This is a genomic window from Streptomyces laculatispora, assembly GCF_017353455.1.
Taxonomy (GTDB): domain Bacteria; phylum Actinomycetota; class Actinomycetes; order Streptomycetales; family Streptomycetaceae; genus Streptomyces; species Streptomyces laculatispora.
In genome coordinates this window covers 1-24622 of sequence record NZ_JAFMPZ010000179.1, presented here as the reverse complement: position 1 = coordinate 24622, position 24622 = coordinate 1, and the positions used below count along the sequence as shown (strand labels likewise).

At 71.3% G+C, this 24622-nt stretch carries 20 protein-coding genes; 16 read left to right on the top strand and 4 right to left on the bottom strand.

Going from position 1 to position 24622, the window contains the following annotated elements; translation table 11 throughout:
- The first annotated feature begins 92 nt into the window (after positions 1–92).
- The 4 genes from J1C73_RS10450 to J1C73_RS10435 all read left to right on the top strand — a co-directional run bounded on the left by J1C73_RS10450 (position 93) and on the right by J1C73_RS10435 (position 6644).
- A complete protein-coding gene (locus J1C73_RS10450; protein WP_123464059.1) occupies positions 93–536 on the top strand; it encodes an SRPBCC family protein in 444 nt (147 codons plus the stop codon).
- Positions 537–723: 187 nt separating this feature from the next.
- Complete coding sequence (locus J1C73_RS10445) at positions 724–3168, top strand: MFS transporter (RefSeq protein WP_207316091.1); 2445 nt, start codon at positions 724–726, stop codon at positions 3166–3168.
- Positions 3169–3363: 195 nt separating this feature from the next.
- Positions 3364–5811 (top strand): ATP-binding SpoIIE family protein phosphatase, encoded by a 2448-nt coding sequence (locus tag J1C73_RS10440; protein ID WP_207316090.1) that lies wholly within the window; start codon positions 3364–3366, stop codon positions 5809–5811.
- A gap of 113 nt (positions 5812–5924) precedes the next feature.
- A complete protein-coding gene (locus J1C73_RS10435; protein ID WP_207316089.1) occupies positions 5925–6644 on the top strand; it encodes a class I SAM-dependent methyltransferase in 720 nt (239 codons plus the stop codon).
- Between the two features lie 180 nt (positions 6645–6824).
- Here the strand turns inward: J1C73_RS10435 and J1C73_RS10430 are convergent, their stop codons facing one another.
- Positions 6825–7715: a LysR family transcriptional regulator gene (locus J1C73_RS10430; RefSeq protein WP_207316088.1), complete on the bottom strand. Its 891-nt coding sequence runs from the start codon at positions 7713–7715 to the stop codon at positions 6825–6827.
- Between the two features lie 152 nt (positions 7716–7867).
- Here J1C73_RS10430 and J1C73_RS10425 point away from each other — a divergent pair, with 152 nt between their 5' ends.
- Complete coding sequence (locus J1C73_RS10425) at positions 7868–8869, top strand: aldo/keto reductase (protein ID WP_207316097.1); 1002 nt, start codon at positions 7868–7870, stop codon at positions 8867–8869.
- Between the two features lie 96 nt (positions 8870–8965).
- On the opposite strand, the gene J1C73_RS10420 is transcribed toward J1C73_RS10425, so the two are convergent.
- Positions 8966–9406: a GNAT family N-acetyltransferase gene (locus tag J1C73_RS10420; protein WP_207316087.1), complete on the bottom strand. Its 441-nt coding sequence runs from the start codon at positions 9404–9406 to the stop codon at positions 8966–8968.
- A gap of 164 nt (positions 9407–9570) precedes the next feature.
- On the opposite strand from J1C73_RS10420, the gene J1C73_RS10415 reads away from it, so the two are divergent.
- The 8 genes from J1C73_RS10415 to J1C73_RS10380 all read left to right on the top strand — a co-directional run bounded on the left by J1C73_RS10415 (position 9571) and on the right by J1C73_RS10380 (position 18021).
- Positions 9571–9795, top strand: a complete 225-nt coding sequence (locus J1C73_RS10415) for a mycothiol transferase (RefSeq protein ID WP_443732217.1) — start codon at positions 9571–9573, stop codon at positions 9793–9795.
- Between the two features lie 141 nt (positions 9796–9936).
- Positions 9937–10770, top strand: coding sequence for a M55 family metallopeptidase (locus J1C73_RS10410; protein WP_123464073.1), 834 nt, complete (start codon positions 9937–9939; stop codon positions 10768–10770).
- A complete protein-coding gene (locus J1C73_RS10405; protein ID WP_207316085.1) occupies positions 10763–12106 on the top strand; it encodes a M20/M25/M40 family metallo-hydrolase in 1344 nt (447 codons plus the stop codon). Before J1C73_RS10410 ends, J1C73_RS10405 begins: the two co-directional genes overlap by 8 nt.
- 20 nt (positions 12107–12126) lie before the next feature.
- Positions 12127–14115 (top strand): prolyl oligopeptidase family serine peptidase, encoded by a 1989-nt coding sequence (locus tag J1C73_RS10400; RefSeq protein WP_207316084.1) that lies wholly within the window; start codon positions 12127–12129, stop codon positions 14113–14115.
- Positions 14112–15056: a S66 peptidase family protein gene (locus J1C73_RS10395; RefSeq protein WP_207316083.1), complete on the top strand. Its 945-nt coding sequence runs from the start codon at positions 14112–14114 to the stop codon at positions 15054–15056. Before J1C73_RS10400 ends, J1C73_RS10395 begins: the two co-directional genes overlap by 4 nt.
- Before the next feature lie 208 nt (positions 15057–15264).
- Complete coding sequence (locus J1C73_RS10390) at positions 15265–17064, top strand: CocE/NonD family hydrolase (RefSeq protein WP_207316096.1); 1800 nt, start codon at positions 15265–15267, stop codon at positions 17062–17064.
- A gap of 128 nt (positions 17065–17192) precedes the next feature.
- Positions 17193–17432 carry a LapA family protein gene (locus J1C73_RS10385; protein WP_207316082.1) on the top strand — a complete coding sequence of 80 codons (240 nt, stop codon included), beginning with the start codon at positions 17193–17195 and terminating at the stop codon, positions 17430–17432.
- Positions 17433–17466: 34 nt separating this feature from the next.
- Positions 17467–18021, top strand: coding sequence for a GNAT family N-acetyltransferase (locus J1C73_RS10380; protein ID WP_207316081.1), 555 nt, complete (start codon positions 17467–17469; stop codon positions 18019–18021).
- 22 nt (positions 18022–18043) lie between these two features.
- On the opposite strand, the gene J1C73_RS10375 is transcribed toward J1C73_RS10380, so the two are convergent.
- Complete coding sequence (locus tag J1C73_RS10375; protein WP_207316080.1) at positions 18044–19234, bottom strand: serine hydrolase domain-containing protein; 1191 nt, start codon at positions 19232–19234, stop codon at positions 18044–18046.
- Positions 19235–19585: 351 nt separating this feature from the next.
- On the opposite strand from J1C73_RS10375, the gene J1C73_RS10370 reads away from it, so the two are divergent.
- Positions 19586–20911 (top strand): MFS transporter, encoded by a 1326-nt coding sequence (locus J1C73_RS10370; RefSeq protein ID WP_207316079.1) that lies wholly within the window; start codon positions 19586–19588, stop codon positions 20909–20911.
- A 58-nt stretch (positions 20912–20969) separates the two neighbouring features.
- Here J1C73_RS10370 and J1C73_RS10365 read toward each other — a convergent pair whose 3' ends face one another.
- On the bottom strand, positions 20970–21566 hold the full coding sequence (locus tag J1C73_RS10365) for a TetR/AcrR family transcriptional regulator (RefSeq protein WP_207316078.1): 597 nt from the start codon (positions 21564–21566) through the stop codon (positions 20970–20972).
- Between the two features lie 199 nt (positions 21567–21765).
- On the opposite strand from J1C73_RS10365, the gene J1C73_RS10360 reads away from it, so the two are divergent.
- Together J1C73_RS10360 and J1C73_RS10355 are read left to right on the top strand one after the other, a co-directional pair.
- Positions 21766–23331: an AMP-binding protein gene (locus J1C73_RS10360; protein ID WP_207316077.1), complete on the top strand. Its 1566-nt coding sequence runs from the start codon at positions 21766–21768 to the stop codon at positions 23329–23331.
- A 70-nt stretch (positions 23332–23401) separates the two neighbouring features.
- On the top strand, positions 23402–24601 hold the full coding sequence (locus J1C73_RS10355) for an acyl-CoA dehydrogenase family protein (protein ID WP_207316076.1): 1200 nt from the start codon (positions 23402–23404) through the stop codon (positions 24599–24601).
- The last annotated feature ends 21 nt before the right edge of the window (positions 24602–24622 follow it).

Below are 24622 nucleotides of genomic sequence, written 5' to 3'. Positions count from 1 at the left end.
TTCTCCCCTTCGTCCCCGACCGGATTTTGAGCCGGGTGCCGGAGGTGGTTGGCTCAGCACACCCCGAACAACCGAGTGCTGGAGGAACAGCCATGGCGCAGGTCGAGGCCACGACAGAGCGGATCATCGCGGCGGACCCGGAAGCGGTGTTCGACGCGCTGGCCGACTACAAGGACGTCCGCGGCAAGGTGCTGCCCGGCCACTTCAGCGAGTACGAGGTGCGTGAGGGCGGCGACGGCGAGGGCACCCTCGTCCACTGGAAGCTCCAGGCCACCAGCAAGCGGGTGCGCGACTGCCTGCTGGAGGTCAGCGAGCCGGTCGACGGGCAGCTCGTGGAGAAGGACCGCAACTCCTCGATGGTCACCACCTGGACCGTCACCCCGGCCGGTGAGGGGAAGTCCAAGGCGGTCGTCTCGACCGTGTGGAACGGCGCCGGCGGCATCGGCGGATTCTTCGAGAAGACCTTCGCGCCCAAGGGGCTTGGCCGCATCTATGACGAGCTCCTGCAGAATCTCGCCACCGAGGTGGAGAAGTAGCTCCCGGTCCCGCTTTCCGGCCTCACCGGTTCGGGTGGTCTTTCCGCCCGGCCGGTTGTGCGCCGTAGTGGCTCCCACCGGGGGCTAAGCCCTCCAAGTGCGCCGTCAGCGCCCCCCGCCGCGTTTGCCCTCCCTTGTATCGCAATGCGAGAAATGGGCGGCGCAGATGCGACGAGGGGAGCGGCACGTGGTGGGTGGGATCACTCTGGTGAAGGACGAGCCCGACGGTACGGGCGACACCGGAACGGTGCAGACGTCCGAACCGCCCCCGCCTCCGGCCGCGACGGAACCGGCCGCTCCGGTCCTGTCCCCGGGTCCGGAGACGGACCCCCGGCGCATCCGGCTCATCTTCATCGGGCTGATGCTCACGCTGCTGCTCGCGGCGCTCGACCAGATGATCGTCGCCACCGCGCTCCCGAAGATCGTCGGTGAGCTGCACGGCCTGGAGAAGATGTCCTGGGCGGTCACCGCCTATCTGCTCGCCTCCACCATCGGGCTCCCGGTCTACGGAAAGCTCGGCGACCTCTTCGGCCGCAAGGGCGTCTTCCAGTTCGCGATCGTCGTCTTCGTCATCGGCTCCGCGCTGGCCGGCTGGTCGCGCACCATGGACGAACTGATCGCCTTCCGGGCCGTCCAGGGCGTCGGCGGCGGCGGGCTGATGATCGGCGTCCAGGCGATCATCGCGGACGTCGTGCCGCCCCGGGAGCGCGGCCGGTTCATGGGACTCATCGGCGCGGCCTTCGGACTCGCCTCCGTGGCGGGCCCGTTGCTCGGTGGCTTCTTCACCGACCACGCCTCCTGGCGCTGGTGCTTCTACATCAACATCCCGTTCGGCGTGGTCACCTTCGCCGTCATCACTGTCGTACTGAAGCTCCCCAAGCCCACCGTCCGGCCCCGGCTCGACATCCTCGGCGCCGTGCTGCTGGCCGCCGCCTCCACCTGTCTGGTGCTGCTGACCAGCTGGGGCGGCACGGAGTACGCCTGGGGCTCGCGCACCATCCTGGGACTGGCCGCCGGAGCTGCCGGAACGACTCTGCTCTTCGTCGTCGTCGAGCACCGCGCGCCCGAACCGATCATTCCGCTACGGCTGTTCCGCGACTCGATCTTCAACGTCAGCGCACTTGTCGGCGCGGTCGTCGGAGTCGCGCTGTTCGGCGCCGCCAGCTATCTGCCGACCTTCCTGCAGATGGTCGACGGGGCCACCGCCACCGAGTCCGGGCTGCTGATGCTCCCGATGATGGGCGGCATCGTCGCCGCTTCCGTCGTCTCCGGCCAGCTGATCTCCCGGACCGGCAGATACCGGGTCTACCCGATCGCCGGCAGCGCTCTCGCGGCGGTGGGCATGTGGCTGCTGTCCCGGCTCGAAACGGACACCCCGCGGCTGGAGTACAGCATCTCGCAGGCGGTGCTCGGTCTGGGGATCGGGCTGATCATGCCGGTGCTGGTGCTCGCCGTGCAGAACTCCGTACGGCCCGCCGACCTCGGCACCGCCACCAGCGCCAACAACTACTTCCGGCAGATCGGCGGCAGCGTCGGCGCGGCCGTGTTCGGCACGCTCTTCGCCGGGCGCCTCGCCGACGCGCTCGCGGTGCGCCTGCCGTCCGGAGCCGGCCTGCCCGACCCCGAGTCGATCACTCCGCAGCTGGTCCACGCCATGGACCCGGTCCTGCGCGACAGCTACATCCAGGCATACGCCGACGCGATGCCCCGGATCTTCCTCTACCTCGTGCCGGTCCTCGTGCTCGGCCTGTTCTTCGCCTTCTTCCTCAAGGAGAAACCGCTGGTGTCCCACCACAGCCCCGAAACCGCAGCCGAGCCCGCGACGATCCCCTCCGCGCGCCCCGTCGCGGGCGCCCAGCCCGCCGGGCACCTCTCGGGGGTGCCCGTCCAAGGCAGCGTCCAGCACCCCGACGGCACGAAGGTCCCGCGTGCCGCCCTCACCCTCATCGACGTCCAGGGACAGCAGGTCGGCAGGGGCGCCAGCGGCGAGGAGGGGCGGTACGCGCTCAGCGTTCCCGGCGCCGGTTCGTACGTCCTCATCGCCGCTGCCGGGGGCCACCAGCCGCAAGCCGTCAGCGTCACCGTGGGCGAGCGGCCCGTGGAACTCGACGTGGTGCTCGGCGGTGCGGGCCGGCTCGCGGGGACCGTCCTGACGGCGGACGGTGTTCCGGTGCGCGACGCGGCCGTCACCCTGACCGACGTACGCGGCGAGGTGGTCTCCTCCACCCGCAGCGGCCGTGAGGGCGGCTATGTGATCTCGGAACTGGTGGCGGGCGAGTACACCCTCGCGGCCAGCGCCCCCGCGTTCCGGCCCGCCGCGCTGCCGGTCAGTGTGCAGGCGGCCCGTGAGACCCGCCAGGACATCGAACTGGCCGGCGGCGCCGTGCTCCGCGGCGTCGTACGCGCCAGCGGCGGGCGGCTCGTCGAGGACGCCCGGGTCACGCTCCTGGACGCGGCGGGCAATGTGGTCGACACCCTGACCACCGGGCCCGACGGGGCCTTCCGGTTCGTCGACCTGTCCACCGGCGAGTACACCGTGATCGCCGCGGGCTACCCGCCGGTGGCCACGGTCCTGCAGGTCGCGGGCGGCGGGCGCACCGAACGGGACCTGCAGCTGGGCCACGAGGACTGAGCGTGCGGCGGGCCGTCGCGCCTGACGGTCCGCCGGCATCTGCTGCGCCGGTGGTGAAGGTGGTGCGCCCCTGGATGCGCCGGGCGCACCACCTTCGGGGGTGATTCCGCCGATGACCGGCGGGCGCCGCTCACGGCCCCGTACGGTGGAGCCACGTACCGCAGAACCTTGCGGTGGGGAAGGAGCCTTCCACCCATGGACCTCGGTGTGCCGTCGCAGAGGACACCACAACCGCGAGACACCGCGGCAGGCCGCGTGCCGCTCGCCGTGGTCGTCGTCGATGCGGACGGACTCGTGTCGCACTGGTCGACCGGCGCCAGAAAGCTCTTCGGTGTCGCCCGGGAGCACGCGGTCGGCTGCCCGGCCGGCGAACTGCTCCCGGTCGCCGGGGCGTTGCAGGACCGCGGCGAGCCGTGGCGGGACGAGACGTACGCCGAGTCCGGACCCGAGCTCGGCAGCTCCCTCAGCGGCGCCGTCGGCTTCCCAGCAGCGGGCCGGGCCCGGGTGGACGAACGGGACCGCGGCCGGATCGAGGTCCTGTGGTGGGCCTATCCGCTCGTCGGCCCCGGCCCCGAGCGGCTGCTCGTGCTCGCCGCGGACTCCGCGCAAGTACGCGGCGGCGAGGCGGGGGAGGGCCGGGAAGCCGAGACGGTCGCACCCGGATTCGCCCTGCACACCGACTTCCCCGGCTACCGGGAGCTGTCCGGGCGGCTGTCCGAGATCCTGCCCAGCATGAGCGTCCACGAGGCCACTCGGATCATCTCCCAGGTACTCGAACTCGGCTATCCCGTGCTGGAGTTCAGCCGCCACGACCGGATCCCGGTGACCCCCGACTGGGGAGTGCCGCAGCGCGCCGGACACCTGGGCTCCGAGGCCTTGCCGCACATCGCCCACGGACAGCTCGCGTCCCGCGCGGTGCCCCGACCCGAGCTGGACCTCGAATACGCGGCGGTCCGTGAACGGCTGGAGTTCCTCAACGAGGTCAGCGGCCGCATCGGTTCCTCCCTCGACCTGGCACGCACCATCCGCGAGGTCACCAGTGCCGCGGTGCCCCGCTTCACGGACTTCGCGGGTACGCATCTGCGCGCCGCGGTCCTCGCCGGTGAGGGTTTCCCGGACGGCCCGCCCGACGTCACGACGATCTGGCACCGGGTCTGGGTCGAGCACAACGACGAACCGGGCCGCTGGGACGACACCGTGCCGGTCGGCGAGGCCATCGCCTTCCCGGAGCACACCCCGTTCTTCCAGTGCATGGTCACCGGCGAGCCGGTCATCATCCCTTATATCGGGGAGGAGTTGAGCAACCGGATCTCGGGTGAGTTCGAGAAGCGCGACCTGCGTCCGCTGATCACCCACCGCTCCCTGCTCATCGTGCCCCTCAAGGCCCGCGACGTGGTGCTCGGCTTCATGGTCCTGATGCGGCGCCCCGGCCGGGAGCCCTTCGACGACATGGACCGCACCACCGGCGCCGAACTCGCCGCCAGGGCCGGGCTCGTCCTCGACAACGCCCGCATGTACACCTACCAGGAGAACGTCGCGGAGACCCTCCAGGACAGCATGCTGCCCCAGGTCGAGCCGCGCATGGCCGGCTGCGACATCGCCACCCGCTACCTGCCCGGTGCCCTGCTCGGCAGGGTCGGCGGCGACTGGTTCGACTCGGTGAAGCTTCCCGGCTCCCGGACCGCTCTCGTCGTCGGCGACGTGATGGGGCACGGCCTCAACTCGGCGGCGATGATGGGGCAGTTGCGTACCGCGGTACTCACCATGGCCACCATGGAGATGCCGCCCGAGCAGCTGCTGCGCAATCTGGACGACCTGGCCCAGCGCCTCGGCGAGCAGTATCTGGCCACCTGTCTCTACGCGGTGTACGACCCGATCCGCTCCGAGCTCCAGATCGCCAATGCCGGGCACATCCCGCCGGTGCTGGTCCGTGCCGAGGACGGCCGGGCCGAGCTGCTCGACCTGCCGACCGGCGCGCCGATCGGGGTCGGCGGGGTGGCCTTCGCGACCGTGACCGTGCGGGTCCTGCCCGGCGACCGTCTGGTGCTCTGCACCGACGGCCTGGTCGAGGTGCGCGGCCAGGACATCGGTGCCGGTCTCGCCGCACTCTGCGCCTCCGCCGCGCACCCCGCCGCGTCCATGGACGATGCCTGCGACACGATCATCCGTGCACTCAACCCCAGCGGCGGCCGCAAGGACGACGTCGCGCTGCTGATGGCCCGGCTCAACGGCATCCCCGACGCCGATGTCGCCGAATGGCAACTCGCCCTGGACCCGCGCGAGGTGGCCCGCGCCCGCCGGATGGTCCGCGGCAAGCTGCTCGACTGGGAGCTGCCGGACGCCGTGGAGGCGGCCGAGCTGATGGTCAGCGAGCTCGTCACCAACGCCCTGAAGCACGGACGCACCCATCACATCGGGCTCCGGCTGGTCCGCACGGGCGCCCTGCTCTGCGAGGTCAGTGACGACGAGCCCGCCCCCGCCACGCTCCTCGATGCCACCGCGGACGACGAGTTCGGCCGCGGGCTCGTCCTGGTGAGCAGCCTCGCCCGGGAGTGGGGCAGCAGTACCACGGCCCGCGGCAAGACCGTCTGGTTCGAGCTGGCGCTCTCCCGGCTGCCCCGACCCCGGCGCGGCGACTGGTAAAAGTGGCCGCTCCAGGCCCCGCCGGTCCTGTGTGCACCCTTGCCCTGATCTGCGCGGGAGGGTAGTCCCTTGTTGTGCAAGGTGCCTCAGCGCGACGGGACTTGGGAGTGCGCATGGAAGTCTCACAGCGGTACAGCGAGGCGTGGGAAGGCTTCTGGGCAGCCACATCGGACGCGCCGGGCGAGGCGATCTGGGATGCCGACCCCTCGCTGAGCGCCGGACCGCACAGCGAACTGCTCCTGCCGTACGCCGATGCCGCACTGCCCGTCGTCGACCTCGGCTGCGGCAACGGCACCCAGACCCGCTACCTCGCCACCCGGTTCGCCCGCGCCATCGGTGTGGACCTCTCGCACGCCGCGATCGGCCACGCCCGCCGGGCGGACCCCGAGGGCGTCGCCGAGTTCGCCCAGCTCGATCTGACCGACGGCGACGCGGTGCGTGCCCTGCACGAGCGGATCGGGGACGCCAACGTCTATATGCGAGCGGTGATCCACCAGAGCGAGGCCGAGGCCAGGCCCGCAGTGGCCGCAGCCGTCGCGACGCTGCTGGGGGCGCGCGGCCGGGCCTTCGTCGCCGAGCTGACCCCGGCCTCCAAGGACGTGCTCCGGCAGGCGGGACAGGGGCCCGACGGGCCGCCCAAGAAGCTGCGCCGGGTCTACGACCACGGGCTCAAACCGGCGGACGCCTCCGAGGAGGAGGTGCCCGAACTCCTGCGGGCGGCCGGGCTGACCACCCTGGACAGCGGGCACACGGCCCTGCCGCAGACCGAGCAGCTGCCCGACGGCACCCGGATCGATCTGCCGGCCAGGTGGTTCGTGCTGGCCGTCGGCTGATCCGGAGTGCGGGCCGGCCCCGGACGCGGAGACCGTCCGGGGCCGGAGGCGGCCCTCCGCGGCCGGCCGTGCGTTCACGAGGACACATCGCAGGGCGAGCGACACGTGCAGCGGCGTCGAGCAACAGGCGACGGCGTCCGCGAGGGCGCGTAGCGGTTGAGCCGCCGCGCCCCGGAAGGCTCAGCGCACGGTCTCCTCCCGTACCAGCGCCATGAGCGCCCGCGCTCCGGGGCTCATGGTCCGCGCGTCCGGAAGCACCACGACGCTCTCGTAGTACGGCTGGACCGGCCCGTCGAGCAGGACCGCCACCAGGCCCCGCGCCTCGGGCTTGCGGGAGAAGTGGTGCGGCACCACCGCGATGCCGAGCCCTTCCTGCACCAGCTCCAGCAGGCTGTGCACGTCGTTCACCTCCAGCGCCACCGTGCGGCGCACCCGCGCCGTCGCGAACGCCTCGTCGGCCGCGCGGCGCGGACCCCAGTCCGGATGGAAGTCGATGAACGGCTCACCCGGCAGCTCGTCCCACCCGACCCGGTCCGTCGCGGCCAGCCGGTGGCCGGGGGCGCACAGCAGGACCATGGGCTCGCGGGCCAGCGGGACCAGCTCGCCGCGCCACTCCACGGAACTGACCGTGGCGGCGAAGGCGATGTCGAGCCGCCCTCCGGCGACCCCGTCCACCAGACTCGTCGTCCCCTCCTGGCGGAGCCGGATCTCCATGTGCGGATGCGCACGGTGGAAGGCGGCGAGCAGCCGCGGCAGGCTCACCCCGGCCACGCACTGCTCGACGCCCACCGACAGGGTGCCGCGCAGCAGCCCCCGTACGGCGTCGACGGCGTCCTTCGCCGCCCGTGCGCCCGCCAGCGTGCGCTCGGCCTCCACCAGCAGGGCGCGCCCGGCCTCGGTCAGCCGCACGCTGCGGGTGGTCCGGCTGAACAGCGGGGTCCGCAGCTCCTGCTCCAGCGCCCGGACGGAGGCGGAGAGGCCGGACTGCGACACGGCGAGGCGCTCGGCGGCCCGGGTGAAATGCTGCTCCTCGGCGACCGCGACGAAATGTTCCAGCTGGCGCAACTCCATGATTGAGAAATATAGACGCTGAATCCAAGAGGAATCTCCTGTTGGACTGCTGGATCGATGTGGGCGAGCCTGGAACCAGCACCCCGCCGGGGCGAAGCCGAACGGCACCTCGCACCCGGCGGACCGGAACGATCTCTCCCGTGGAGCCCCGCATGTACATCCCGTCCGCCGACCGCTACCAGGACATGCCCTACCGGCGCACCGGGCGCAGCGGTCTGAAGCTGCCGGCCCTCTCGCTCGGTCTGTGGCACAACTTCGGCGGGGACCGGACGCCGGAGACCCAGGGGCAGATCCTCCGCAGGGCGTTCGACCTCGGCATCACCCACTTCGACCTGGCGAACAACTACGGCCCGCCGCCCGGCTCCGCCGAGAGCGCGATGGGCCGCGCGCTGAAGACGGACTTCGCCCGGCACCGGGACGAGATCATCGTCTCCACCAAGGCCGGCTATCTGATGTGGGACGGCCCCTACGGCGAGTGGGGCTCGCGCAAGAACCTGCTCTCCTCGCTCGACCAGAGCCTCGGCCGCCTCGGGCTCGACTACGTCGACATCTTCTACTCCCACCGGCCCGACCCCGAGACCCCGCTCGAGGAGACGATGGGCGCCCTCCACTCGGCGGTGCAGCAGGGCAAGGCGCTCTACGTGGGCGTCTCCAACTACTCGGCCGAGCAGACCCGGGAGGCCGCCCGGATCCTGAAGGACCTCGGCACCCCGCTGCTCATCCACCAGCCCCGCTACTCGATGCTGGACCGCTGGGTCGAGGACGGCCTGCTCACCGCCCTCGACGAGCTGGGCACCGGTTCCATCGCGTACTCGCCGCTGGAGCAGGGCATCCTCTCCGACCGCTATCTCCGCGGCATCCCGGAGGGTTCACGGGCGGCGGGCAGCAGCCCGTTCCTGTCGGCCGACTCGGTCACCCCGGAGCTGGTCGGCCGGCTCCGCGAGCTCGACCAACTGGCTTCCGAGCGCGGCCAGTCGCTGGCCCAGCTGGCGCTGGCCTGGGTGCTGCGCGGCGGCCGGGTCACCTCCGCCGTCGTCGGGGCGAGCAGCGTCGCCCAGCTGGAGAACAGCGTCCAGGCGGTCCGCAACCTGGAGTTCAGCGACAAGGAACTGGCCCGGATCGAAAAGCTGTTGAAGGGCGCCGGGCGCCGCTGAGGCAGGAGAGCGGGCGACCTCCGGGCGGGGGCCTGCGCCCAGGACAGCGCAGGCCCTGCCGCCGACTCGGCAAGCACCGCCCCAGCGGCAGGACCCCTACGGGATGTAGCGGCGGAAGCCCTCTGCCAGGGCTTTGAAACCGCACGCTTCGTAGAAGGTGTGGACATACTCGTCATCCGCCGCCAGCAGCTGGACCTTGTAACAGTCGGCCGACGCGCCCAGTCGAACGGCAGCCTCCATCAGCCGGCGGCCGACACCGCGCCGCTGGAAGGTGCCGGCCACCACGACGTTCTCCACGAACAGGATGGCCCGGCCACCGCGCGTGAGGTTCGGCAGGACGATGCAATCCGCCGTTCCGGCCACGGTGCCGCCGGCATCAGCCACCAGGACCGTCCGCCCCTGCTGCCTGGATATGGCAGCCCAGATCGTATCCGCGGACGCCTGAGGCAACGGCGCATCGTCAGGATTCAACTCGCCGTAGAGAGTCAGCAACGCTGACAGGTCCGGCTCGGCCGCTGACCGCACATTGATCTTCATGCGCTGAGCCTAGGACGGGCGCAGCCGCACCCGTCCCAGCAGTAAGGCCCCCCGCCCGGACCCGGGCTGTGACCATGGCTGCCATGACATGGACGGCACCCCACATCACCCGTACGACTGCCGGCGACCTCCAGCTCGCTCTCGGCACCGCGGACGAGCGGACCATGCCGGCCGGCTGGCTCCAGTGGCACCGCGAGACGCTTCTGGTCAAATGCGCCGGGCTCGACCGGGAGCAGCCGGCCCGCACCACCGTGGAACCCTCCGGACTCACCCTGCTCGGCCTGGTGCGGCACCTGGCCCTGATCCAGGACTGCGCCCGGCACAACGGCCACGCGGATCGGCTGCGCGAGCGCATCGACGGCGCCATCGGGGACCACCCGCGAATCTGACAGGGCCGGCGGCCGGCGGGGGAGGCCCCCGATGGCGGAAAGGCCCTCTTCCGGCGGAACGGACCTCCTTCAGTGGAGTGGACCACTGGAGGTCCGGGCAGCTCTGGCCTGCGCGTTCCGCGACGCGTACCGTGTGGCCGCATGAAGATCCTCGTCAGCGCCGACATGGAAGGCGCCACCGGTGTGACCTGGCCGGCCGATGTGCTGCCCGGCACCCCGCAGTGGGAGCGGTGCCGTTCCCTGTTCACCTCCGACGTCAACGCGGCGGCCCTCGGTTTCTACGACGGGGGCGCCGACGAGGTGCTCATCAACGAGGCCCACTGGACCATGCGCAACCTGCTGCTGGAACAGCTCGACGACCGGGTCCAGATGCTCACCGGCAAGCACAAGTCGCTCAGCATGGTGGAGGGCATCCAGCACGGGGACGTCGACGCGGTCGCCTTCATCGGCTACCACACGGGTGCCGGTACGGAAGGCGTCCTGGCCCACACCTATCTGGCCAACTCCATCACCGGGGTCTGGCTGAACGGGGTCAGGGCCAGCGAGGGGCTGCTCAACGCGCACGTCGCCGCCGAGTACGGCGTCCCCGTCGTCCTGGTCACCGGGGACGACCTGACCTGTGTGGACGCGCGGGGATACGCGCCCGACGCCCGTACGGTCGCGGTCAAGGACTACGTCTCGCGGTACGCCGCGGTCTGCCGCACCCCTGCCCGTACCGCCGCCGACATCCGTGCGGCGGCCAAGGAGGCGACGGCTCTCGCCGGGCGCTACCCGGCGGTCGACGGCGGACCGTTCACCGTGGAGCTGGAGTTCGACGCCGAGCACCTGGCCGCGGCGGCCACTGTCGTACCCGGTGTGGCGGCCTCCGGCGAGAGGCGTGTCGCCTACACGAGCGAGACGATGTACGAAGGTATCCGCACGTTCAAGGCGGTGACGACCATCGTGTCGTCCGCCGTGGAGGAACAGTATGGCTGAGGTGACCAACCCCAAGAACCGCGTCGATGACCTCGCGCTCGACGAATCGGTGACGTTCACCTCCGAACTGATCCGCATCGACACCACCAACCGGGGCGGCGGCGACTGCCGTGAACGCCCGGCGGCCGAGTACGTCGCCGAACGGCTGGCCGGCGCGGGACTCGAACCCGTGCTCCTGGAGCGCACCCCCGGGCGTACCAACGTGGTCGCCCGGATCGCGGGCACCGACCCGTCCGCCGACGCGCTCCTGGTCCACGGGCATCTGGACGTGGTGCCCGCGGAGGCCGACGACTGGACTGTGCACCCCTTCTCCGGCGAGATCCGCGACGGGGTCGTCTGGGGCCGCGGCGCCATCGACATGAAGAACATGGACGCGATGGTCCTCGCCGTCGTCCGGTTCTGGGCCAGGGCGGGCATCCGGCCCCGCCGCGACATCGTGATCGCGTACACCGCCGACGAGGAGGCCAGCGCCGACGACGGTTCGGGCTTCCTCGCCGACCAGCACCCCGGACTCTTCGAGGGCTGTACGGAGGGCATCAGCGAATCCGGCGCCTTCACCTTCCACGCCGGACCGAACATGCCGCTCTACCCCATCGCGGCGGGCGAACGCGGCACCGGATGGCTCAAGCTCACCGCACACGGCAAGGCGGGGCACGGCTCCAAGGTCAACAAGGCCAACGCCGTCAGCACGCTGGCCGCCGCCGTCGCCCGCATCGGCGCACACGAATGGCCGGTGCGCCTCACCCCGACGGTCCGCGCCGCGCTCACCGAGATCGCCGCACTGCACGGCATCCACCCCGACCTCGACGCCCCCGGCTTCGACGTGGACGAACTCCTCGGCAAGATCGGACCGGCCGCGGCCCTCGTCGAGCCGACCGTGCGCAACAGCACCAACCCGACGATGCTGGACGCCGGTTACAAGGTCAACGTGATCCCGGGCCACGCCACCGCCTTCATCGACGGCCGGATGGTGCCGGGCGGCGAGGACGAGTTCCACGCCACCATGGACCGGCTGACCGGCCCCTCGGTCGACTGGGAGTTCCACCACCGCGAGATCGCCCTGGAGGCCCCGGTCGACTCACCCACGTACGCCAAACTCCGGGCCGCCGTCGAACGGTTCGACCCGGACGGCCACGTGGTGCCGTACTCCATGTCCGGCGGCACCGACGCCAAGCAGTTCTCCCGGCTCGGCATCACCGGCTACGGCTTCTCACCGCTGAAGCTGCCCGTCGGCTTCGACTACCAGGCCCTCTTCCACGGCGTGGACGAACGTGTGCCCGTCGAGGCGCTGCACTTCGGCGTCCGGGTCCTGGACCACTACCTCCGCACCGCCTGACCCACTCGGGAGAATCGAACATGGCAACCACAGGGGCCTACGGAAGCTGGCCGTCACCGATCGACGCCGCGCTGGCCGCCTCGCGGGACGGCCGGCCGGAGTACGTGGAAGCGGTCGGCGACGAACTGTGGTGGACGGAGCCGCGCCCGGCCCAGGCCGGCCGGCGCGCCCTCTTCCGACGCCTGGCCGACGGAACCACCGCGGAGCTGCCCGCCCCCTGGAACGTCCGCAGCCGCGTCATCGAGTACGGCGGACGGCCCTGGACCGGTACGGAGCGCGCCGAGGGCGGCCCGCTGATCGTCTTCGTCCACTTCGACGACCAGCGGCTGTACGCCTACGAGCCGGACGGGCGGGGCGAACCATGGCCGCTCACCCCCGTCTCGCCGGTCGGCGGCGGGCTGCGCTGGGCCGATCCGCGCCTGCACCCGGACCGGGGCGCTTCGGGCGAGATCTGGTGCGTCCTGGAGGAGTTCACCGGCGAGGGACCCGGCGAACTGCGCAGGCTGATCGCCGCCGTGCCGCTCGACGGATCGGCGGCCGGGGACAGGTCCGCGGTACGCGAACTCTCCGACGGCCGGCACCGGTTCGTCACCGGACCCGAACTCTCGCCGGACGGACGGCGGGTGGCCTGGATCGCCTGGGACCACCCGCGGATGCCGTGGGACGGCACCGAGGTGATCGTCGCGGACATCGGGGACGACGGTGTGTTCCACGCCCCCCGGGCCCTCCTGGGCGGTCCTGAGGAGTCGGTGCCGCAGATCCAGTGGACCGCGGATGGACACCTGCTCCTCGCCAGTGACCGCAGCGGGTGGTGGAATCTCTACCGCGCCGATCCGGACGGCGGTGTCGCGGTGGAACTCTGCCCCAGGGAGGAGGAGTTCGCCGGACCCCTGTGGAAGATCGGCCTCAGCTGGTTCCGTCCGCTGGAGAACGGGCTCATCGCCACCCTGCACGGCAAGGGGGCCACCACGCTCGGCATCCTCGACCCGGAGACCGGCGGTCTCGTCGACATCGCGGGACCCTGGACCGCATGGGCCGAGACGCTCGCCGTGCAGGGCAGCCGGGTCATCGGCATCGCCGCGAGCCCGCACAGCGCGTACGAGATCGTGGAGCTGGACACCTCGACCGGGCACACCCGGATCATCGGAGCGCCGCACGAGGACGCGGTCGACCCCGCCTACTACCCCGAGCCCGCCGAACGCACCTTCACCGGTCCGGGCGGCCGGGAGATCCACGCCCACATCTACCCGCCGCACAGCCCCGGCCGGACCGGCCCGGCCGGCGAGCTGCCGCCCTACGTCGTGTGGGCGCACGGCGGCCCCACCGGCCACGCCGCGCTCGTCCTCGACCTGGAGATCGCCTACTTCACCTCGCGCGGCATCGGCGTGGCCGAGGTCAACTACGGCGGCTCGACCGGTTACGGACGGGCCTACCGCAACCGCCTGCGCGAACAGTGGGGCGTCGTCGACGTGGAGGACTGCGCGGCCGTCGCCGGGGCGCTCGCCGCCGAGGGCACCGCGGACCCGCACCGGCTCGCCGTCCGCGGCGGCAGCGCCGGCGGGTGGACCACCGCCGCCTCGCTGACCGGCACCGACGTCTACGCCTGCGGCACGATCATCTACCCCATCCTCGATCTGACCGGCTGGGGCACCGGGGAGACCCACGACTTCGAGTCGCAGTACCTGGAGTCCCTGGTGGGCCCGCTCGCCGAGGTCCCCGACCGCTACCGCGAACGGTCGCCGATCACCCGCACCGACCGGCTCACCACGCCGTTCCTGCTGCTCCAGGGGGAGGACGACCCGATCTGCCCGCCCGTGCAGTGCGAACGCTTCCTGGCCACCGTGCAGGGGCGCGGCATCCCGCACGCCTACCTCACCTACCCGGGCGAGGGCCACGGCTTCCGCCGCGCCGAGACCATGATCAGTGCGCTGGAGGCCGAACTCTCCCTGTACGCCCAGACCTTCGGCATCGAACGGCCCGACGTGCCGCGGCTGGAGCTGCGGAAGTGACCCTCGTACCCCTCACCCGCCCCGCCCGGCTGCGCGCGGGCTCCAGGGTCGCCGTCGTGTCGCCGAGCGGACCGGTGTCCGTCGACCGCCTGGAGCCCGGCCTCGACGTCCTGCGCAGCTGGGGGCTCGATACCCTGACGATGCCTCATGTCCTGGACGTCCACCCGGAGCTGGACCATCTCGGCGGTACGGACGAGGCGCGTGCCCGGGATCTCCAGGACGCCTGGTGCGATCCGTCGGTCGACGCGGTGATCTGCGCCCGGGGCGGGTACGGGGCGCAGCGCATGGTCGATCTGCTCGACTGGGCGGCGATGCGGGCCGCCGGGCCCAAGGTGTTCGTCGGCTACAGCGACATCACCGTGCTCCACGAGGCGTTCGCCCTGCGGGCCGGGCTCGCCACCCTGCACGGCCCCATGGTCGGTGCGGAGACCTTCCTCAAGGACCCACGCACCCAGGAGTCCCTGCGGGCCACCCTGTTCGAGCCCGAGACGGTACGGACGCTGGGACTCGAAGGAGCGGGGGTCCTGGTGCCCGGCCGGGCCCGGGGGATCACCTACGGCGGCTGCGGGCACCTGCTGGCCGCCGACCTCGGCAGCCCGCACGCCCGGCGGTCGGCCCGCGGCGGGCTGCTGGTCATCGAGGACACCACCGAGGACCCGTACGGCATCGACCGCATCCTCACCCAGCTGCTGCGGGCCGGGGCGCTCGACGGCATCGCCGGGGTGGCCTGCGGCTCCTGGGCGGGCTGCGGGCCGTACGCGAAGGTGCGGGCGGTGCTCGCCGACCGGCTCGGCGGCCTCGGCATCCCTGTCGTCGAGGAGCTCGGCTTCGGCCACGGCCCCACCGGGCTGACGATTCCGCTCGGGGTCCCGGCCGTGCTGGACGCGCCCGCGGACGGCGGCCGGGCGACCCTCACGGTCGAGGTATCGGCGCTGGTCTGAGCGGTGCGGGCGGGCCCCGCGCGCCGAACCGGGCGTCGATGCGGAGAAGTTGAGCAGCCTTCACGAAACGCCGTCCGGGACGTTGACGCCGCTATGACCTGTGTCACAGCATGAGCGCGCCCCAGTACTTACTGGTCGGTAAGGCGCCCTCGGTGTGGAGGACTTCGTGTCGCGTGCTGTTCCCGGCTCCCGTTTCCGGTCCCGGTCGATGTCGCTGTCCCGCAGACCGCTCGCATTCGTCGCCGGGGCCGCCCTCGCGGCGCCGCTCGCGCTCGCCGGCACCGCACAGGCCGCAACGGCGGCCGCGGGCTCCGAATACACCGTCACCCCGCTCAAGTTCACCGTGTCCGCGGGCGGCCGGTCCTGCACCGTGGACGCCGATCTCTACCGCCCCTCCGGCGCCGACGCGCAGCACCCGGCGCCCGCCGTGCTCGCCACCAACGGCTTCGGCGGCAGCAAGTCGGACGGTTCCACCGACGGCATCGGCAAGGCCTTCGCCTCACGCGGCTACGTCGGGCTCGTCTACTCCGGGCTCGGCTTCGGCAAGTCCGGCTGCCTCATCACACTCGACGACCCCGAGACCGACGGCAGGGCCGCCGCGGCCCTGGTCGACTTCCTCGGCGGGACCCGCGCGGCCGACGACGGCACCAAGGCCGGCTTCGTCACCCAGGACGGTCCCGGAGACCCCCGGGTCGGCATGATCGGCGGCTCGTACGGCGGGGCCGTCCAGATGGCGACCGCGGCCGTCGACCACCGCGTCGACGCCCTGGTCCCGCTGATCACCTGGAACGACCTCGGCTACGCACTCGCCCCCAACAACACCGGTGCGGCCGACGGCGTCTCCTCCGACACCGCCGGGGTCTTCAAATGGCAGTGGACCAACGGCTTCTACCTGATGGGGGAGGGGCAGACGATCCTCAGCCCCAGCCTGGACCCCTCCCGGTTCGGCAGCCTGACCTGCCTGCACTTCGCGGCCAAGGCCTGCGACACCGTCCAACTGCTCAACTCGGGCCGCTACCCGGCCGGGAAGACCGCCGCCATGCTCGACTACGCGCGCAGCGTCTCCCCGGTCTCGTACCTGAGCCGGGTCAAGGCGCCGACGCTCCTGGTCCAGGGCCAGGCCGACAGCCTCTTCAACCTCAACGAGGCCACCGCCACGTACGAGACGCTCAAGGCGCAGGGCACCATGGCCAAGATGATCTGGCAGGCCTGGGGCCACAGCGGCGGCCAGGTGGACGGTGAACTCGACCTGGGCCAGGGCAATCTGGAGAGCAGTTACGTCGGCGGGCGCATCCTCGCCTGGTTCGACCGCTACCTCCGCCACGAGACGAAGACCGGCACCGGACCCGAGTTCGCCTACTACCGCGACTGGCAGAGCGGCTACGGCACCGCGGCCGCCGTCCCGGGCCTCACGCGGAAGATGTACCTCTCGGGCGACGGCAAGCTCGTCGACAACCGCTCCAAGGTCTCGCGCGGCAGCCGCCAGTACACCAACTGGCTGGTGCCCACCAGCCACTCCGAGAGCTCGCTCGCCGGTCTCGTCGGCCTGCCCGACGCCAAGCCGTACGACACCAAGGGCACCTACCTCGGCTGGACCAGCGCCCCGCTGACCTCCGCCGTCGATGTCGTCGGCGCCCCCAGGGTGACGCTGAAGGTCGTCTCGCCGAAGACGGAGCGCGTACAGAACAGCGGTGACGCCTCCGACAGGCTCGTCCTGTTCGCCAAGGTGTACGACGTCGCGCCGGACGGCTCCAGGACGCTGGTGAACCGGCTCGTCTCGCCGGTCCGGGTTCCGGACGTGACCAGGCCGTTCACCGTGCAGCTGCCCGGAATCGTCCACCGGTACGAGTCGGGGCACCGGCTGGAATTCGTGATCGCGGCCAGTGACACCGCGTACTTCGGGAACCGCGGCATCAAGCCGGTCACCGTGGTCAGCGCGCCCCAGGACACCGGAGTGCTGGAGCTGCCCGTGGTCGGCGGCACGGTGACCGGCGGCACGGTGAACTGACACGGTGAGCGCCTGCCGCACCCCCTGTCACCCGTATGGGCGTACAGGACCGCCCCCCGGCACCCGGACGGAGCCATCCTGGTGTTCTGGGGGCGCAGGCGCGCCAGGAGCAGGGAAGGGGCCGGTTCATGAGCCCGAAGGATGTGTCGAGCGGCGGGACGAGCCGCACCGGGGCGTTCACCCCGGCCCGCATCGCGGTCATCGTCATCGCGATCCTGTCGGTGGTGTTCATCGCGGAGAACACCGGCGACGTGACGGTCCGCCTCCTGATCCCGCTGGTGACCATTCCGCTCTACGTGGCGCTGATCGTGATGTTCGTGGCCGGGATGGCCTGCGGCGCCTACTTCTTCCGCAGGCGGCCCAAGTAGCACCGGCGTCCTGCGTGGCACCTACGCTGGGCCGATGTCCGACACCACCTACCTCGCCGAGGGGCCGCGCACGGCGATCCGCCCCTTCACCCTCGCGGATGCCGACGAGTTCACCGCACGGGCCCGCCAGAGCCGCGAACTGCACCGGCCCTGGCTGTTCCCGCCCGCCGATCCGGACATGTACGCCGCGTACGCGGCCGTACTCATCGAGGACCCCACGAAAGCGGGCTTCCTCGTGTGCGAGCGGCACGGCGGCGAGGTCGCGGCCGACGGTGCCATCGCCGGCTTCATCAACATCAACAACATCGTCATCGGCAGCTTTTGCTGCGGCGCGCTCGGATACGGCGCCTTCGCCCACGCGGCCGGGCGCGGGCTGATGGCCGAGGGGCTCGGCCTGGTTCTGCGGCACGCCTTCGGGCCCCTCGGCCTGCACCGCCTCGAAGCCAACATCCAGCCGGGCAACGAGGCCTCGCTCGCACTGGTGCGCCGGGCCGGCTTCCGGCTGGAGGGCTTCTCGCCGGACTTCCTCTTCATCGACGGAGCCTGGCGCGACCACGAGCGCTGGGCGATCACCGCCGACATGCGCTGACGCCTGGCCGGGCGGTGGACGTTCAGGCGCCGGCGGCGAGATGCCTGCCGATTTGGAGGAATGCCGGAACGAGCGGGGCGGGCGGTACGGCGGGGGACATCACCTGGGAGCCGAAGTGGACGATCACCAGGTCCAGTTCGGCGGAGACGAACAGGCGCTGGCCGTGGATTCCGCTGGCCATGAAGGAGCTGTGCGGGTCGTTCAGGATCCACCACAGGTCGTGGTACGAGAGCGAGGCGGGTGAATCGGCGGGCGCTGCGGGGAAGCGGACGTGCCGGGCGTAGCCGTCGGGAACTCCGCTCACGATGGTGGTGGCGACGGCCTCCGGAACCACCTGCCGGTCACCCACCGCCCCGCCTTGGCGCAGCATCTCGCCGAGCCTGGCCACGTCGCGTGCCGTGGCGCTGAATCCACCGCACGCGGCTTCCGTGCCCTCGCTGTCGAGGATGTAGTACGCGTCCTCGTCCGCGCCCAGGCGGGACCAGATCAGCTCGCTGAGCAGAGCGGACGTGCTCAGCCCGGTGACGCGGCGCAGAACCGCCGCCAGTGCTTCGACGTTGCCGTTCTCGTAGCGGAACCCGACTCCCGGCTCACCCGTGGCCCGCGCGGTCAGCAGATGTTCGCGGATCGTGGTGGGCCCGCTGTACCCGAAGGGGCGCAACTGGGGCGCGATGACGGCGAAGTAGCGCTGGGCCTCGACCGGCTTGTCGTAGGGCCGCCCCGCGTAGCTCATCCGCGTGCCCATGTGGAGCAGGTCGTCGATCAGGGCCTCGCCGAACGCGGTTCCGGCCAGTTCGGGGACGTAGGCCGATGTCGCGGCGGTGCGGTCCAGGACTCCTTCGTGCGCGAGCACGGCCGCGACGAGGCCGAGGTAGGACTTGGCTGCCGAGGCGTTGAGGTGTGGCATGTGCTGCTCGAAGCCGTCGAGGTAGGACTCATGGACGACGGCGCCCCGGTGCAGCACCACCAGCGCGTCCGTCCGGGCCGCCGCGAACAGTTCCGGCAGCTTGAGTGTGCCGCCGCCGGGCGCGGTGATCTCCAGTGCGCCGAGATCGGCCGGCGCTTCCGGCAGGGCGCGCGATCCCTCGCGGCCCCGGTTGACCGCCCGGCTGGGTGAGAGCTCGCGGCCGGAGGAGGTGAAGCGCCGGACCCATGCGGGGTCCGTGTAGCCGCGCGTCCACATGAGATCACTCAGGGGGGCCATCTCGGTCATGTGTCGCTCCCGTTCAGCGAATTTTACCGGACTCATTCATCATTAACATACAGATCGTTCAGTGAATGACCACCGTGATCCCAAGAATTAACTGAACCATTGACCCGGAGGCGGCCTAGCGTTACGTTTCCAAGCGAGTTGCTTGCTATCAGACAATCTGTTTGAGAGTGCTGGTGCCGGTCTTCGGCAGGTGCGGGCAGGGGATGCGGCGGCGACGGCCTCGTCGGAGCGAGCCTGGCGATTCGGCCCCGACGTCAACGGCCGGCCGCCGGGCCGGTCCCGTACGCGCCGAGTGCACACCGCTCAGGCACCTGTCCCTGTGCCCCTCCTCTCCGAGCCGCAGGAGTGCCCATGGCCAATCCGCCGCCGCCCACCGTGGTCAGTACCGTCGAGGCCGGCACGCCGCCGGAGCCCGTCTTCGACCGGCGTCATGCCTGGCTGATCGCCGCGATGGTCGTGACGTTCATGATCGTCAACTTCGCCGACAAGTCCGTTCTGGGCCTGGCCGCCGTCCCGATCATGGACGATCTGGGCATCAGCAACAGCACGTACGGTGCGATATCCAGTTCGTTCTCCGTCCTGTTCAGCCTGTCCGGCCTGGTCGTCGGCTTCGTCTCGGCGCGGGTGTCCAGCCGGGTGCTGCTGTTCTCGATGGCCGCGCTGTGGTCGGTGGCCCAGTTGCCGGTGCTGGTGGTGGCCTCGGTGCCGGCCCTGGTGGCGGGGCGGGTGCTGTTGGGTGCGGCCGAGGGGCCCGCCACGTCGATGTCGATGCACGCGCTGTACAAGTGGTTCCCCCTGGACCGGCGCGGCCTGCCGTCCGCCCTGCAGATCAGTGGCGCCGCGCTGGGCACGCTGATCGCCGCGCCGGTCCTCACCTGGCTCATCACCGACTTCGGCTGGCGTTCGGCGTTCGCGGCCCTTTCGGTGACGAGCCTGGTGTGGAGCGTGGCCTGGTGGCGGATCGGGCGGGACGGCCCCTACGGCCACCCGGCCGCCCCGCATGGCGCCGGCGCCGCCCCGGGGCAGGCGGTGCGCCGCCTGCCGTATCGCCGGCTCCTGCTGAACGGCACGGTGCTGGGGAGTATCGCCGGGGCGTTCGGCGCCTCGTGGGCGATGGCGCTGAGCCACGCCTGGCTGCCGACCTATCTGCGGACACAGATGGACATGTCGCCGAGCGCGACGGCCACGCTCATCAGTGGCATCTCCGCCTTCAGCCTGGTTCTGCTGCTGGGGGTGTCGCCGCTGGTCGACGCGTTGAACCGGCGGGGTGTGTCCAGCCGTTGGTCGGCCGGCGCCCCACAGGGCATCGCCGTCATCCTGGCCGCAGCGGCCATGGCCGTCTTCTCGTCCAGCGGCCAGGGCGTCCTATTCGTCGTGCTCATCGCCGTGGCCTTCGGGGGGCACGCCCTCGCGTTCCCGCTGCACTACATGACCACGGCCGCTGTCGTCCCGGCGGCCCAGCGCGGTGCGCTGTTCGGGATCGTCGCCGCGAGCGGCACCCTGCCCGGACTGATCGCCCCCTACCTCACCGGGCGCCTGCTGGACTCCGCCGAGTCGCAGAGCGCGGGCTACACCAGTGCGTTCCTGCTCTCGGCGGCCGTCATGTTCCTCGCCGGTCTGGTGGCTCTGCTCGCCATCCGCCCCGAGCGCGACGCCCGCCGCCTGGGGCTCCGCTGACCTCCCCGTCCTGTTCGCGGGGCGGCGCCGCCCACGCGCCGGTGCGCCGCACCCACCCTCAGTCCTGGACCCGGAACCCGCTCGCCCAGTACCGGCCGTGCATCGCAAGGTCGAGCAGCATGCGGACGACCTCCTCCGCGGGAAGCGACGGGCTGTCCTGCTCGACCCACCAGCGCAGCACGGCGACCTGCTCGCCCACCCAGGCCCGCGCCAGCAGGTCCGCGTCGATGCGCGGCTCGACCGCGTTGCGCTCGGCGCGGGCGCGGAACTCCTGAGCCGTGGCCCGAGCGCAGGCGTCCATGAACATCTGCAGCGGCTTTCCGTCACCCTCGCCGCGCAGCACGATCCGGTACAGGTCACGCTCCTCGCGCGCGTGGCGCAGCATCTCCAGGACCGGCTTGCCGGTGAAGCCGACAGCGCTCTCCGCCACCGCGGGGGCGAGGCGCTCGGACAGCTCGTCCAGCAGATCGGACGTCACGCGGGCGAACAGGTCCTCCTTGTCGCGGAAATGGGCGTAGAACGTCGCACGGGCCACGTCCGCACGCTCGGTGATGTCCTCCACCGTCAGGGCGGTGAAGCCGCGCTCCAGCACCAGTCCCACCAGTGCTGCCCCCAGGGAGCGCCTTGAGCGCCTGGTTCGCCTGTCCTCGGCCATCGTGACCTCTCCTCTTCCGTGGCGGTCGCCATCCGTGGCGCACAGTCTAGAAGACTCTTGACACTCATACAGTTAATAAACAAACTGTCTGTAAATGGTCAGATTGTAAATCATCTGCCACTCGGTGCTCGCCACCCACCTCCTCCTCCACCACCTCCGACCCCGCCCCTTGCCGGCCTTCCGCTTGGAGTACGTCTTCATGAACCTCGGCACCTATCTGACCCGCAGCGCCCGCTACTGGCCCGACGCGCCCGCCCTCGTGTGCGGTGAGCGTTCCTGGACGTTCACCGAACTGGACCGCAGGACCAGCCGGCTGGCCTCCGCGCTCACTGCCCGGGGCCTGCGCCCCGGCGACGCGGTGGCCTCACTGGCCTGGAACCGCGGCGAGCTCGTCGAGATCGAATTCGCCCTGTACAAGGCCGGGCTGACCCGTGCCCCGGTCAACGCTCGGCTGGGGCGCCGCGAGGTCGGGCACCTCCTGCGCTACGCACCCGTGCGGGCCCTGGTCTTCGACGAGGCCCACCGCGACGACGCCCTGGCCGCCATCGCCGCGGCCGGTACCGGCTGCCTGCCCGTCCCACTGGACGCGTCCGCTTTCCCGGAGGCGGCCGAGGCCGGCTACGACACCCTGCTGGCCGAGGGGGACGAGGCGCCGTTCGCCGTCGAGGTCGCGGAGGACGAACCGTGTGTCCTGAACTTCACGTCCGGTTCCACCGGCTCGCTGAAGGCCGCTGTCCAGACGGTGGGCAACCGGCTTGCCAACATGCGCAAGCAACTGATGAGCGACGAGTCGCGGCCCCGGCCGGACAGCCGCTACCTTGCCTGCGGCCCGATCACGCACGCCACCGGGATGGGCCTGCTCGCCGGGGTGTTCGGCGGCTCGGCCACCCACGTCCTGCCGACGTGGAGCCCGGAGAGCTTCCTGCGTACCGTGGAGAAGGAGCGCATCACCGCGACGTTCCTCGTGCCCGCCATGGTGAACATGGTGCTTGCCCACCCCGGCGCCGGCGCCCACGATCTGTCGTCGCTGGAGAGCGTCCGGATCGGCGGGGCGCCCATCTCGCCGCAACGCCTGCGCGACGCCGTGGAGTTCTTCGGCCCGGTCGTCGCCCAGGGATACGGCCTGGGCGAAACGACCAGCGTGGTCGCGGGACTGAGCAGCGAGGAAGTCCTCCGCGCGGTCAAGGAGGACCCGGAGCTGCTCCAGTCGTGCGGCCGCGCCTCGTACGACACCGAGATACGCGTCGTCGACGAGGCGGGCCGGGAGCTCGGGCCGCGCGAGGTCGGTGAGGTCATCGTGCGCGGACCCGACTGCGTACGGGAGTACTGGAAGGAGCCCGCGCTGTCCGCGGAGACCTTCCGCGACGGCTGGGTGCACACCGGCGACCTCGCGTGGACGAGGGAGGACGGGTACCTCTTCCTGGTCGACCGCAAGAAGGACATGATCATCTCGGGCGGCTTCAACATCTACTGCACCGAGGTCGAGGCGGCGCTGTACGAGCACCCCGCAGTCCAGGAAGCCTGTGTCGTCGGCGTACCGGACGAGAAGTGGGGCGAGGCGGTGCGGGCGGTCGTCGTCCCGTACGACGGGGCGGCCGTCACGGCCGAGGGGCTGATCGGCTTCTGCGCCGAACGCCTGGACCGCTTCAAGAAGCCCGCCGCGGTCGACTTCGTGGCCACGCTGCCGCACAACCGCAACGGCAAGCTCGACCGCAAGGCCGTGCGTGAACCGTACTGGGCCGGTTCCGCCCGCCGCGTCAACTGACGCCGCCCCCGAGGCCCACGCGCCTTCCCCTTCTTCCGACGTCCTTCCCACCTCGTACAAGGAACCCATCGTGACGTTCTCCCTGCACCCCGCCCACGACGACGACCCGCACCTGGCCGGACTCGTCGACCGGCTGCGCGACTACCTCGGCGGCGAACTCGCCGACTACGAGCGCGAACGAGGATTCACCCCCGGCAGCCGGCTGACCCGCGCCGACCTCGAACCCGTGTGGCACCGCAGCCGTGAACTCGGCTTCTACGGCATCCACCTGCCGGAGCAGTACGGCGGGCAGAACCTGACGTACACCCAGCTCGCGGCACTCAAGGAGGAGATCGGCGCGAGCGGCCGCGTCCTGGCCCACAGCGTCCTCGGCGACATGGGAGGACCGCTGCGTGCGGGCGACATCCTCAAGCACGCCACCGAGCACCAGCTCACCACGTACCTCCTGCCCCTGATCCGCGGGGAACGGGCCTGCTGCTTCTCCCTCACCGAGACGGACGCGGGTTCCGACGTCCGCTCGATGCGCACGGTCGCCGTACCCGAGGGCGACGGCTACCGACTGACCGGGCACAAGGTCTTCTCCTCGGCCGGGCCGTTCGCCGACTTCGCGATCGTGGTGGCACGCATGGCCGGGACCGGCGAACAGGCCGGTGACAAGCCCGCCTTCTCCGCGTTCCTCGTGGACCTCGACAGTCCCGGCTGCCGGGTCGAGGACGGTGCGACGCCGATGTCCGGCGAGCACATCGAGAGCGACATCGTCCTGGACGGCTGTCACGTCCCCGCGGCCAACCTGCTGGGCGAGGAGGGCAAGGGCATGCGCATCGCGCTGGGCCGGGTCACCACCAACCGGCTGCTGCACTGCCCCACCGTCATCGGTGCCACTCGCCGTGCCCTGGACCTGACCCTGGACCGCACCCGCCACCGCAAGGCCGCCGGCGGACAGCCCCTGCTCGCCCTGCAGGCCATCCAGCACAAGGTCGCCGACATGGCCACCGAGTTCTACGCCGCGCGCTCCATGACGTACGCCGCGCTCGCGGCGCTCGACGCGGGCCGCGAGGTCCCTGCCGAGGCATTCATGTGCAAGCTGTTCGTCGCCGAGTCGTCGTTCCGCATTCTCGACGAGGCGGTCCAGATCCACGGCAAGGAAGGGCTGACCCAGGGCAACGAGATCGAGTACCTCTTCCGCAAGATCCGTATGTTCCGCGTCCTGACCGGCACGTCGGAGATCCAGCGCAACGGCATCGCCAAGCTCCTGGCCTTCAGCGCCTGAACCCGCCCCGCGCCCCGATTC